We start from the raw sequence: 12,375 nt of genomic DNA on the forward strand, positions 1-12,375 counted from the left end.
GCTGCAGCTGCTTCAGCGCATCGGCGAATTCCTGCGGTGTCATCGGCTTCTGCTGGCCATCCTCGCCGGGCTTGCCGTTTTCGCCCGATTGACCTTGCTCACCGTCCTGGCCCAGCTGCTCTTCACGGTTCTGTCCGCGCTGGCGCTCGCCGCGCTGCATCTGGTCCATGCGGAATGTGTCGTTCATCATCTCCTGCTGGCGCCGCAGGATTTCGCCGAGCTTGTCCATCTGCTGGCGCATCTCGCTGTCCTGCTGGCCGCCTTGCTGCTGACGGCCGGCCTGGAGATTGTTCATCATATCCTGCAGTTGCGACAGCAATTGCTGCGCCTTGTCGCGATCGCCCGACTTCGCCAAGTTCTCGATCTGGTCCATCATGCGGTCGATATCGCTCTGGCGCAGTTCCTGGCCGTTCTGCTGCATCTGCGGCGCGTTGGGATTCTGCTTGGCGCGTTCGGCGAATTCCTGCAGGAACTGGTTCATCGCCTCGCGCAGTTCCTTCATCGCCTTTTCGATTTCCGCGTCGCTGGCGCCGTTCTTGATGGCGTCCTGCAGCGCCTGCTGCGCCTGGCGCAGCCGCTTTTCGGCGGCCGAGAGATTGCCTTCCTCGATGCCGAGCGCGATTTCCCAGAGATAGGACACCTCGCTGCGCAGCTGGTCGTCATTGACGGCCATCTTCAGCCGGCTGCGGGCGCTCATGATGGCGAGGTAGTGGGACATGTTGTCGAACGTGTCCTCGGGCCGCAGCGTGATTGCGTCCATCAAGTCGAGCACGTGAGGCTTGGCGTTGGCGTCGAGCGCCAGCAGGCGGCGCTGCTCGAGCACCGCGCGCGCCAGCGGGTTGGCGAATGGCCGCTGCGGCATAACCAGCGTCTTGGTCTCGCTCGACGCGGTGTGCCCGGCATCGTCGGTGGCGACCAGCGTCAGCTTGATGCTGCTGCCCGCCCAGACATGCTCGGTCAGGTCCTTAGTCGTCCGGGCGGCATTCGACTTGCCGCCGCGACGCGGCAGCGACAGCGGCATTTCAGGCGGACCATAGAGCGGATGTGCATTGGGCGCCTGCGGATCGGCGAGCGCGAAAACCGCCTTGGCATTGGCGGCGCCATAGTCGTCGTCGATCTGGTAGTTGAGCTCGAAGGCGCCGTTGGCGGCGCGCTTCGGCTCGCCGACGAAACGGATCTGCGGCGGCTTGTCCGGCATGACCGCGAAGGCCCAGCGGCCGAGCTGATCCTCGCCCGACGTCAGCGTCAGGGTGCCGTCGCCGGTCAGCTTGCCGGTGAACTGGCGCACCTTGGATGGCGTTGCCGGGCTCGCCGCCGGCTTGGCCGTGGCGGCAGCCTGCGGGCCGGCCGGGTCGATGGCGCGGGAATTGCCGTTCTTGTCGGCATAGGCGAGCGTTTCCTCGCCCGAACCGCCGGTGACGCGCAGCGAGACGTCGCTGCCTTCGGGGATGATGAAGGTCGGCGTCGCCTGGTTGACGTCGGCGGTCAGGAAGATCGGCGGCTTGCCGGTATAGGCCGGCGGCGTCACCCAGGCGTCGATGCGCGGTGGTATGGCATCGTGGACGCCATGGGCACTGAACCCGTCGACAATCCTGCCGCCGCTCGGTCCGAAGGAGAAGGCAAAGGCGGTCACCAGCAAAAGTGCGGCCACCGCGCGCAGACCCCAGCGGTCGCGCTCCGGCACGCGCGTGCGAGGCAGGTCGGCGCCAAGGCTGTCGAGCTTTCCGGCCATGCGCTTCTGGTGTTCGCGCCACAGTGCCTGCGAGAAGCTGCTTTCTCGGCCGCTCGGCCGCTCGGTCTGCACCAGCACCGGGCTGTGCAGCAATTGATTGGCCGCTTCGATCCTGCGGTCGATTTCGGCGGCGCCCGGCAAGCGGAAGAAACGCAGCGGATAGAGTGCCGCAAGTGCTGCCACACCGAATGCGGCGAGCAGGCCGATGCGCGCCACGTCCGGCAGGCGCGAGAAGATGCCGAGCCAGGAGACGCTGAGGAACAGGCTGGCGACGATGACGAGCGGAAGCAGCAACGGCCAGCCACGCTCGACCATCATCGAGACCCGCGTCGCCAGCCGGCTCAAGGCAAGGCGCCGGGCCAGACCGCGATGGCTGCTGAAGGTGGGTCGTTGCGTCATCGGCCCTTCCATGGGCGGGCAGGATAGCCCGATCCTCACGACTCGAAGAATACCAGCAAACACGGCAAAGGCGAGGCAGTTTGAGAAAACGTGAAGCTGCCGGACTGGTTGCTGTCAGAACGTGGCGGGGTTGGCGTTGGCACCGCAGACCAGTATGGCGACCCTTTCGCCGGGCGCGGGCTCATACCGCCCGGACAGCACGGCCGCGAAGGCGGTGGCACCGCCCGGTTCCGAGATGATGCGCACCCGGTCCCACAGCGCCTTCTGGGCAGCGACGATGTCGTCGTCGCTGACCAGGATCGAGCGTTCGACAAAGGCCTCGGCGATCGGGAACATCATTTCGCCGACGCGCTTGGGCGCCAGCGAATCCGCGGCGATGCCCTCGGCCGGCGCGTCGACGGGGCGGCCGGCCTCGAAGGCGCGGTAAAGCGTTGGCGCCCCTTCCGGCTCGATGGCGATGATGCGGATGCGGCCGGCGAACCAGGCGGCGATGCCGCCAATCAGGCCGCCGCCACCGACGGCGACCAGCAGCGTGTCGATCTCAGGCAAATCGCTCTCTATTTCCAGCCCGAGCGTGCCCTGGCCGACCAGCGTCTCCTCCTGGTTGAAGGCATGGATCTGCAAGGCACCGGTTTCCTCGGCGAAGCGCTCGCTGGCAGCCAGCGCCTCGGCGTAGCGGGCGCCGCCGACGATGAGCTCAGCGCCGTAGCTGCGGATCCGCTCCAGCTTTGCCGGCGGGCTCACCTCGGGAACGAAGATGGTCGCCTTGTGGCCAAGCCGCATGGCGGCGTAGGCGACCGCTGCGCCATGGTTGCCACCTGATGCGGCGACGACGCCGGCCTTTGGAACCGTTCTCTCCAGGAGGTTGGTGAAAGCGCCGCGCGCCTTGAACGAGCCGGAATGCTGCAGGCACTCGAGCTTCAGGTCGATGGTCAGCGGCGGGCGGTCGAAGTCGGCCATGTCGACGCGCAGCACCGGCGTGTGGCGCACATGCGGCCGAATGCGCGGTTCCATCGTGGCAATGCGTTCGCGTGTGACGGTGTTGCCGTTGCTCATGGACGTCTCCCTGGGATTGACAGTAATTAGTAACTTGGCAAAATAGCTAAATGCAAGAGGTTGATGTCTTCAAGGCGATCGCCAACGAACGCAGGCTGCAGATTCTCGACTGGCTGAAGGACCCGCGCGCGCATTTCCCGCGCCAAGCCGATGGCGATCTGGTCGAGGACGGCGTTTGCGCCCTGCTGATCGCCGAGAAGCTCGGCATCACACAGGCGACGCTCAGCGAACACATGCGCGTGCTCACGCAGGCCGGCCTGCTGCGGGCCAAGCGCATCAAGCAATGGACGTTCTACCRCCGCGACGAGGACAGGATCGCCGACACAAGGGCACTCATCCAGAACCGGTTGTAGCGCCGCCGGCGCAGCGTTTCGGACGGAGCAGCGTCTACCTTAGCCAGTCGGGTACCGAATCCAGCCCGATCAGGTCGTCATAGGTCAGGCGCGGGCGCACGATGTGGAACCGATCGCCGTCGACCAGAACCTCGGGCACCAGCAGGCGGGTGTTGTAGGTGCCGGCCTGCACCGCGCCATAGGCGCCGGCGGTGGAAACGGCAATCAGGTCGCTAGCCTTCAGCCTGGGCAGGTCACGGTCGAGGCCGAGATAGTCGCCGGTCTCGCAGACCGGGCCGACGACATCGACCATCATGCGCGGCGTGTCGGCCGGCGGCTGCACCACCGGCTTTATGTCATGGAAGGCGTCGTAGAGCGTCGGCCGGATCAGGTCGTTCATGGCGGCGTCGACGACGAGGAAATTCTTGGCGTCGCCTTCCTTCACGAAGATCACTTCCGAGACGAGGATGCCGGCATTGCCGACGATCAGCCGGCCGGGTTCGAACATCACCTTGAGCCCGAGCTTGGTGACATGCTTCCTGACGATCTGGGCATAGGCGTCCGGCAAGGGTGGCGGGTTGTTGTCGACACGGTAGGGGATGCCGAGGCCGCCGCCGAGATCGATATGCTCGATGGCATGGCCGTCGGCGCGCAGCGCGCCGACCAGATCGACAAGCAGGGCGAAGGCGTCGTCGAAGGGCTGCAGCTCGGTGATCTGGCTGCCGATATGGGTGTCGATGCCGGTGACCTTGAGGCCTGGCAGCTGTGCGGCACGGGCATAGACCTGACGCGCCCGTTGCCACGGAATGCCGAACTTGTTCTCGGCCTTGCCGGTGGAAATCTTCTTGTGGGTCTTGGCGTCGACGTCGGGATTGATGCGCAGCGAGATCGGCGCCACCTTGCCAAGGGCGGCGGCACGGGCCGACAACAGTTCCAGTTCCGGCTCGGATTCAACATTGAAACAAAGGATGCCGGCGGCGAGGGCAAAGTCCATTTCGCGTGCGGTCTTGCCGACGCCCGAAAACAGGATCTTGCTTGCCGGGATGCCGGCCGCCAGCGCTCGCCGCAATTCGCCTTCCGACACCACGTCGGCACCGGCCTCGARCCTGGCCAACGTCCGCAGCACCGCCTGGTTGGAATTAGCCTTCATGGCATAGCAGACCAGCGCGTCGAGTCCGGCAAAGGCCTGGGCAAACACCCGGTAGTGCCTGGTCAAGGTGGCCGTCGAATAGCAATAGAATGGCGTGCCGACCTGTGCAGCGATATCAGGGATCGCCACGTCTTCGGCATGCAGCACGCCGTCGCGGTAGTCGAAATGGTTCACGAGAGTGGTTCCGGAAGTTGGAGCACGATGAGACCGGGTTCAAAAGACCAACCCGGTGTCATCGGCACTAGATCAGCGGGTCGAGGAAGAACTTCTTGTCCTTGACCGGTTTTTCCGGCTCCGGCGGCACGGGCTGGTGCGCCTTAGAGGCATCCTTGCGCGCCTGGACGGCTGCCTCATAGGGCGAGTCGAGGGCGCCCCTCCGGCCGCAGGCCGAGACGGCCGCAATCGCCACCAGCAGCGTCAGCGTCACCAAAATCCTGCTTCCGGTCATCGATCCATCCGTCCGAAACTTTTTCCAGCCGCCGCTTTTAGCCGAGTTCTCAGAGCATTGCACCCTGGATATTGCTGGTCGCAATAGCTGGGATCACGCCTTGGCGATGCGCTTTTTCCAGCCGCGGATCTGCCTTCTGACTTCCGACGGCGCGGTTCCGCCGAAACTGGTGCGGCTCTTCACCGAGTTCTGCACCGCCAGCACCGAAAAAATATCCGCCGTGATACCTGGATTGATCGACTGCAGGTCTTCCAGCGAAAGCTTCTCCAGCCCCACTTTCTTGTCTTCGGCCAGCGCCACCGCCCGGCCGGTGACATGATGCGCCTCGCGGAACGGCAAGCCGAGCGTGCGCACCAGCCAGTCGGCAAGATCGGTGGCGGTCGCGTAGCCCGAGCCGGCGGCCTTTTTCATCGCCGCTGCGTTGATTGTCATGTCCGAGACCATGCCGGTCATCGCCGCCAGCATCAGGTCGAGCGTCTCGGCGGCATCGAACACCGATTCCTTGTCTTCCTGCATGTCCTTGCCATAGGTCAGCGGCATGCCCTTCATCACCGTCAGCAGGCCGACCAGATGGCCGGTAACGCGGCCGGTCTTGCCGCGCACCAATTCAGCGGCGTCGGGGTTCTTCTTCTGCGGCATGATCGACGAGCCGGTGGAAAAGCTGTCCGACAGCCTGACGAAGCCGAATTGCGGCGTCGACCAGATGATGATCTCCTCGGCGAGCCGCGACAAATGCGTGGCGCAGATCGCCGCCAAGGCGAGGAACTCCAGCGCGAAATCGCGATCCGAAACGCTGTCCAGCGAATTGCGCATCGGCTCGCGGAAGCCGAGTGCCTTGGCGGTTTTGTGGCGGTCGATCGGGAAGCTGGTGCCGGCAAGGGCCGCGGCGCCGAGCGGGCTTTCATCCATCCGTTCGATCGCGTCGCGAACCCGCGAAAGGTCACGCGCAAACATTTCGACATAGGCCATGCAGTGATGGCCGAAGGTCACCGGCTGCGCCGCCTGCATATGGGTGAAGCCCGGCATCACCGTCGCCGCATGCTCCTCGGCGCGTGCCAGAAGCGCCTCGATCAGCCCTTTCAACGCCCCGGCTACGCGGAGGCACTCGTCCTTGACCCACAATCTCAGGTCGACCGCGACCTGGTCATTGCGCGAGCGGGCGGTGTGCAGGCGGCCGGCCGCCGGTCCGATCAGGTCGGCGAGGCGAGCCTCGACATTCATGTGGATGTCTTCCAGCCGGGTCGAGAACTCGAATGTGCCGGTCTCGATCTCTTTCTGAATCGTGTTCAGCCCGTGAGCGATTTTTTCTTGATCGGCCGCCGAAATAATGCCCGTTTGCGCCAGCATCTCGCTATGGGCGATCGAACCTCGGATGTCTTGCGCATAGAGCTTGCGGTCGAACGAGATCGACGCGTTGATCGCTTCCATGATCGCGGCCGGACCCGAGGCAAAACGTCCGCCCCACATCTGGTTGCTGGTCTTCTTGTCGCTCATGGCTATAACCCGTGCTTCGGAGCAGTTTTGAGAAAATGGCAGACGGTAGTAGATTCTTCCCGGCCCCGCGCCTGATCCTCGCCGCTTTGGTGGCGGGCGCGCTGGCCGGCGCGGTCGCGGTATATGTCAGCGAGAGCCGGTCTGGCAACAACGCCGAGCACCAAGTGGCTGTCGGCGACAGCAAGGACGATGTCGCCTGCGCCGCCAAGGGCGAGCGCGCCAAGAAGGTGGCGGCAGCGGCCACCGGCGAGGTCGCGGCATTGTTGCCAGCCGATCCGCCGCAATCGTTGAAGAGCCTTGCGTTCAATGGGCCAGACGGCAAGCCGATGACGCTCGCCGACCATGCCGGCAAGACGGTGCTGCTCAATCTGTGGGCGACATGGTGCGCGCCGTGCCGTGCCGAAATGCCGGCTCTCGATGCGCTGCAGAAGGAAAAGGGCAGCGACGCCTTTGAGGTGGTCGCCGTCAATGTCGATGCCGGCGACGATGTGAAGCCGAAGAAGTTCCTCAGCGAGACAGGCGTCAAGACGCTCGGCTACTACCGGGATTCGACGATGGCCGTGTTCAACGACCTCAAGACGCGCGGGCTGGCGCTCGGCCTTCCCGCCACCATGCTGATCGATGGCGAAGGTTGCCTGATCGCCCATATGAACGGCCCTGCCGAATGGTCGGGGCCGGACGCAAAGCGGCTGGTCGAGGCCGCGCTCCAGCCCGAAAGCTAGGCTCTGTCCACACTCAGGGCAGGCGCGGGTGCGAAGGCCAGGACGCTTCTGTTGCGCTGGCCAGCCGTGTCGTTGCTGACGCGGGGTGCGTCGACACCGGTCAGTTCGTCGAACTCCTCGATGAGGCCAGGCCTGCCGATATAGTAACCCTGGCCGATCTCGCAGGCTTCGGCATCCAGGAATTTCAGTTCGCCGAGCGTCTCGACACCCTCCGCCAGAACCGGCAGGCCGAGGCCGCGCCCGAGCCCCAGAACGGCGCGCACGATCGCCGCGACCTGGCCGTTCTTGTCGACGGATTTGATGAAGGAGCCATCGATCTTGATCTTGTCGAAGGGAAAGGCGCGAAGGTTGGAAAGCGAGGAATAGCCGGTTCCGAAATCGTCCATGGCCACCCGCACGCCCAGCGCCTTGACCTGCCGCAAGGTCGCCAGCGCGCGCGGCATGTCTTTCACAAGCGCCGTCTCGGTGATCTCAAGTTCCAGCCTGCCGGGCGCAAGACCGGAATTCAGCAGTGTTTCGTGGACCTTGCGGCTGAAATTCGGATTGTGAAGCTGCACCGCCGAAACGTTTACGGCCACCGTCAGCGGATTTTCCCAGCGGGCGGCTTCCTCGCAGGCCGCCGTCAGCACCCATTCGCCAATCTGGCCAATGGCTCCACTGTCTTCGGCGATCGGGATGAATATGGTCGGGGGCACGTCGCCGCGCGTCGGATGCCGCCAACGGATCAGGGCTTCGAAGCCGACCATCTTTCCGCTGCTGATCTCCTTTTGCGGCTGGTAGACGAGGTAGAACTCCCTGCGCGCGACAGCCTGTCGGAGTTCGTGCTCCATCACGCGCTTGTCGCGGGCCTCGGCCCCCATCGAGGCCTCGAAATAGCGGTATGTGTCCCTGCCTTCGGTCTTGGCCCGGTAGAGTGCGGTATCGGCATGGGTTATCAGGCTGGCCTGGTTTTCGGCATCCGACGGAAATAGCGCAATGCCGACGCTGGCCGACACGAGGCCACCGCCGACCGAGAGCCTGTTTTCCTCGCGCATCGCGTTCAGCACGGCGTTGGCGATGCGGCCGGCCTCCAACGGGTCGGTCAGGTTTGGGGCGATGATGGCGAATTCGTCGCCGCCCAGCCGCGCAACCATTTGTCCTTGGCGAAGGACGCCGGTGACACACTGCGCAACCTTCTGCAGCATGGCGTCGCCGGCGCCGTGCCCGTACAGGTCGTTGACCTCCTTGAACCGGTCGAGATCGAGCAACAGAAGCGCCAGGTGGCCGGTTTTCCTGGCCCGGCCCATCGCGGCGATCTCCATCTCGAGCCGGCCGGAAAAGCTCCGGCGATTGGCAAGGCCGGTCAAGGGATCGAAATGCGCAAGGCGCAGGATTTCCTGTTCCGCCTTCTTGCGCTCGCGAATGTCGCGGACCGCAATCACGTTGTGAGGCTTGCCACAGTAGTCGATGCTCCTGGCGATCAACTCGACGGGAATGCCCGCGCCGTCGTGGCCCCTCAATTCGGCCTCCTGCGGCTGCTCGCCGAAGCCGGGCATATCGGACCCGAAGAGGTCGCCAAGCTGCATCCCGTTCAGCGCCTCGGTTGCCGTGCCCGTCAGCTTCGCCATGCTGTCATTGGCGCTGATGACGCGGTTGCCGTCGCAGACGATCAGACCCTCCACGGCAGCATTGGCCAAACCGTGCATGCGGTCGGCCTCGAGCTTCTGGCGGCGGAAGCGCAGATCGATCCAAAGTGCCGTGCCCGAGAGAACAAGGATCACCAGGCTGGCGGCCGCCACGGCAAAGGCCTGCGAAGTGGGCGCGATCGTGTATGGCGATATCTCGATCGAGGAATCCGGGACGATCGACACCGCGCCCATCGCGATGAAATGCAAGGTGCAGATCGCCAGCGTCAGCAGCACCGCGCCGCCCAGTGTCGCAGACAGCGATGGGCGACGCAGGACAACCAAAAGCGCCAACGCGGCGAGCGTTACCCCCGCCAGCAAAGAGACCGCCACGAGCAGCGGGTTCCATTCGATCCTGCCCTGCACCTCGAACGCCGCCATGCCGATGTAGTGCATGGTGGCAATGCCACCGCCCAAGATGGCGCCGCCGACGAGATAGTGGTCGAGCCCGTTGCGCAACGTGGCGACCCACATGCCGGCGGCTGTCAGGACAACGGCAGCGGCAAGCGAGAGCACGGAGAGTTCCGGATTGTAGGCGTTTGGTATGCCCGGCGTGAACGCAAGCATGGCGATGAAATGCGTCGCCCAGATACCGAAGCCGGTCGACGCCGCCGCAATCATCAACCAGGCAAGCCGGTTTCGGTTTGTCGACCGGCCGACATGGTGAAGCAGGTTGACGGCAGAAAAGGAAGATATTCCACAGATCAGTGCGGCGAGCGCCACCAGTCTCAAATCGTGTTCATTGACGATACAATTGTAGACCGTCAGCATCTTCTCTCACCTGATCTATCGGGAATAAACAAGGCAATAGCATTGATTAGCCTTTGGTGGTTGAAAGATCGATTAAGTACGCTGCAACCCTGACGTGCCTTACCGGGTAAGGCGCGGCCGCGTGGGATCGGCCCGTCATTCGGGTGGATGCGGTTTCAGGGGGCCGGAAGTGGCGCAGGGGCCGGCCAACCGACCGCAGATCGAGGTCCATGAATCTGAGAGGCCCTAGCCCGTCACGCGATGCGAATCGTCACGACGAGTGCCTCGTGATCGGAACTCGGTCGGCCATCCGGCAGCACGGTTGGAAGAACGGCAGGAGCGCTCGCGACGAGGCCGCGGGTGAAGAACCAGTCGATGTGGCCGATGGGAGTGGGATCGCCGGCCTCGCGTCGTTGGGTGGGTAGGTCGAGCCTGTTGGCGGCCTTCCAGTCGTAACCGCGCCCGGCGAGGATCGCGAACAGCGGTTCGTGCGGCTCGACATCGATCAGCCGGTCGGGCTCGGCGGCGATGCGGGCCGCCCAGGCCTGGGGATCGTCGTGGCGGTCCTCATGGCTGGCCGTCAGCGTGTTGAAGTCGCCGCCGAGCAGCACCGGTGCCTGCGGATCATATTTGTCGATGGCATCGAGGAGATGTCGTGTCTGGACGGCGCGGCCATCGGGATCGGTGCGGTTTTCGAGATGCACCGAGACCACCGTCACCCGGCGGTTGCCGACCTGCACCTGGCCACCGATCGCCATCCGTCCGCCGATACGCGGCTGGCCACGCTCCGGCCGAAACCAACCGCCGGCCGCGTCGAGCCGCACCAGGAAAGGACGAAGCAGCGGAACCGCGCTGATGACGGCATTGCCATGAAAACCTTCGGCATTGGATGCGCCGCCGGTCGCCGAGCGTTCCGCCGCGTTGCCGGCGTCGAGCTCGACGAACTCGACGCCATAGGCGAAGGCATGGCCGAGCTGGTCGGCGAGGGCGCGCAGCGGATGACCATTGCCGGAGCGCGCCATGCCTTCGTCGACCTCGGACAGCAGCACGACGTCGGGAGACTGGCCGACAAGCGTCGCCGCGACGGCATCGCCGTGGCGGAGCCGCTCGACGTTCCATGCCACCACAGTGAGCGTCTCGCCGGCGCTTTCGCGCGAGGCCCTGCCGCCGATCTCGATCTGACCGAGCGCGGGAGTGGCGGCAGCGAGGCGCAGATGGGTGGCGCTATCACGCGGCCCGTCGCGCATGGCCTCGCGGTCGGCGATCGGCACATGTGTCAGCTGCGAGACAAGCATTTCGTCTATCCATTTTTAGCCGGTTAACGACCTGGGCCTTTACGCCAGTTTTCGACGCCCTAGGTACCTAGGGCGCCGATATGACGTTTTCATTTCATGCCGGCGCAAGCCGTCGAGGGAGGAGAGATTGGCTGTCCACAGGCCTGAAAAGGCACAGCAGAACTGTCACATACTTTCTCTATGAGACGGCCCGGGACCTGCGCAACGATCCTTGAAAYGAGCCACTCAACAGGGAATGAGATTCATGTCGATGATCAAAAATGGCCTGGCGGCTCTTGCCGCCGGTGCAATCAGCGTTTCCATGGCGCTGCCAGCGGCCGCTGCGCCCACCAAGTTCGATTTCTGGTTCGGCCTTTCGGGCGACCTCGCACGTGTCGTCGACACGCTGTGCAAGAACTTCAACGCCTCGCAGTCCGACTATGAAGTCGTCTGCACCAGCCAGGGCAACTACGACGCCACGCTGCAGAACACCATCGCCGCCTTCCGCGCCGGCAAACAGCCCGCCATCGTCCAGGTCTATGATGTCGGTACCGCCACGATGATGCTTTCGGGCGCCTACAAGCCGGCCGACAAGCTGATGGAAGAAAACGGCTACAAGATCGACTACGCCGATTATTTCCCCGGTATCGCGCGCTACTACGCGACGTCGAAGGGCGAGATGCTGTCGTTCCCGTTCAATTCCTCGACGGCGCTGCTGTACTGGAACAAGGACGCCTTCGCCAAGATCGGCAAGACCGAGGCGCCGAAGACCTGGGAAGATGTGGGCGCCGACCTGCAGGCCATGAAGGACGCCGGCTACGAATGCCCGATGGCGATCAACATCTCGGCCAATGAAAGCTGGCAGCTGATGGAGCAGTTCTCGGCCATCCACAACCAGCCGATCGCCACCAAGAACAACGGCTATGACGGCCTCGACGCCCGCCTGGAAGTCAACAAGACCAAGTTCGTCCAGTACGTCACCGACCTCAAGAAGTGGTATGACGCCGGCCTGATCAAGATCAAGTCGAAGGACCTCGGCCAGGACATGGTCCAGGCTTTCGCCTCGGGCACCTGCCAGGTCATCATGACCTCGGTCGGCGACCACGGCACCGTCGGCAAGACCCAGAAGGAAGGCATGAACTGGGATGTCGCCGAACTGCCGGCCTACGCCGGTACCGAGCGCAAGAATTCGCTGGTCGGCGGCGCTTCGCTGTGGGTGCTTTCGGGCAAGTCGGACGCGGAATACAAGGGCGCGGCCGCGTTCCTCAATTTCATCCACGATCCCAAGACCGCACTGTTCTGGTCGACCAACACCGGCTACATCCCGGTGACCAAGTCGGGCTTCGACTACATG

Annotated in this window: 10 protein-coding genes; 3 read left to right on the forward strand and 7 right to left on the reverse strand. The window is 64.2% G+C overall.

Features of this window, described 5'->3' with window-relative positions; genetic code table 11:
- The coding region (locus tag ACXJ7R_RS13505; RefSeq protein WP_457152266.1) for a TIGR02302 family protein at positions 1-2,131 on the reverse strand (2,131 nt) is incomplete at its 3' end.
- Positions 2,132-2,245: 114 nt separating this feature from the next.
- Positions 2,246-3,187: a threonine/serine dehydratase gene (locus ACXJ7R_RS13510; protein WP_457152267.1), complete on the reverse strand. Its 942-nt coding sequence runs from the start codon at positions 3,185-3,187 to the stop codon at positions 2,246-2,248.
- A gap of 50 nt (positions 3,188-3,237) precedes the next feature.
- On the opposite strand from ACXJ7R_RS13510, the gene ACXJ7R_RS13515 reads away from it, so the two are divergent.
- Positions 3,238-3,540, forward strand: coding sequence for an ArsR/SmtB family transcription factor (locus ACXJ7R_RS13515; protein WP_457152268.1), 303 nt, complete (start codon positions 3,238-3,240; stop codon positions 3,538-3,540).
- A 34-nt stretch (positions 3,541-3,574) separates the two neighbouring features.
- Here ACXJ7R_RS13515 and lysA read toward each other — a convergent pair whose 3' ends face one another.
- From lysA to argH, 3 genes are all read right to left on the reverse strand, one after another.
- Entirely contained in the window at positions 3,575-4,843 is a 1,269-nt protein-coding gene (gene lysA / locus ACXJ7R_RS13520) for a diaminopimelate decarboxylase (protein ID WP_457152269.1), read from the reverse strand.
- 67 nt (positions 4,844-4,910) lie between these two features.
- Positions 4,911-5,117: a lipoprotein gene (locus tag ACXJ7R_RS13525; RefSeq protein WP_111544266.1), complete on the reverse strand. Its 207-nt coding sequence runs from the start codon at positions 5,115-5,117 to the stop codon at positions 4,911-4,913.
- Between the two features lie 93 nt (positions 5,118-5,210).
- Positions 5,211-6,611 (reverse strand): argininosuccinate lyase, encoded by a 1,401-nt coding sequence (gene argH / locus ACXJ7R_RS13530; protein ID WP_457152270.1) that lies wholly within the window; start codon positions 6,609-6,611, stop codon positions 5,211-5,213.
- A 35-nt stretch (positions 6,612-6,646) separates the two neighbouring features.
- Here argH and tlpA point away from each other — a divergent pair, with 35 nt between their 5' ends.
- Complete coding sequence (tlpA, locus tag ACXJ7R_RS13535) at positions 6,647-7,333, forward strand: thiol:disulfide interchange protein TlpA (protein ID WP_457152271.1); 687 nt, start codon at positions 6,647-6,649, stop codon at positions 7,331-7,333.
- On the opposite strand, the gene ACXJ7R_RS13540 is transcribed toward tlpA, so the two are convergent.
- A complete protein-coding gene (locus ACXJ7R_RS13540) occupies positions 7,330-9,768 on the reverse strand; it encodes an EAL domain-containing protein (RefSeq protein ID WP_457152272.1) in 2,439 nt (812 codons plus the stop codon). The genes tlpA and ACXJ7R_RS13540 overlap by 4 nt on opposite strands.
- A gap of 233 nt (positions 9,769-10,001) precedes the next feature.
- Positions 10,002-11,042 carry an endonuclease/exonuclease/phosphatase family protein gene (locus ACXJ7R_RS13545; protein ID WP_457152273.1) on the reverse strand — a complete coding sequence of 347 codons (1,041 nt, stop codon included), beginning with the start codon at positions 11,040-11,042 and terminating at the stop codon, positions 10,002-10,004.
- A 250-nt stretch (positions 11,043-11,292) separates the two neighbouring features.
- Here ACXJ7R_RS13545 and ACXJ7R_RS13550 point away from each other — a divergent pair.
- On the forward strand, positions 11,293-12,375 hold a 1,083-nt coding region (locus ACXJ7R_RS13550; RefSeq protein ID WP_457152274.1), incomplete at its 3' end, for an extracellular solute-binding protein.

The organism is Mesorhizobium sp. P5_C1, assembly GCF_054049815.1.

Coding starts and splice junctions, on each gene's coding strand:
- ACXJ7R_RS13510 (WP_457152267.1), bottom strand. CDS start 3,187: ATGAGCAACGGCAACACCGTCACACGCGAACGCATTGCCACGATGGAA.
- ACXJ7R_RS13525 (WP_111544266.1), bottom strand. CDS start 5,117: ATGACCGGAAGCAGGATTTTGGTGACGCTGACGCTGCTGGTGGCGATT.
- argH (WP_457152270.1), bottom strand. CDS start 6,611: ATGAGCGACAAGAAGACCAGCAACCAGATGTGGGGCGGACGTTTTGCC.
- tlpA (WP_457152271.1), top strand. CDS start 6,647: ATGGCAGACGGTAGTAGATTCTTCCCGGCCCCGCGCCTGATCCTCGCC.
- ACXJ7R_RS13540 (WP_457152272.1), bottom strand. CDS start 9,768: ATGCTGACGGTCTACAATTGTATCGTCAATGAACACGATTTGAGACTG.
- ACXJ7R_RS13545 (WP_457152273.1), bottom strand. CDS start 11,042: ATGCTTGTCTCGCAGCTGACACATGTGCCGATCGCCGACCGCGAGGCC.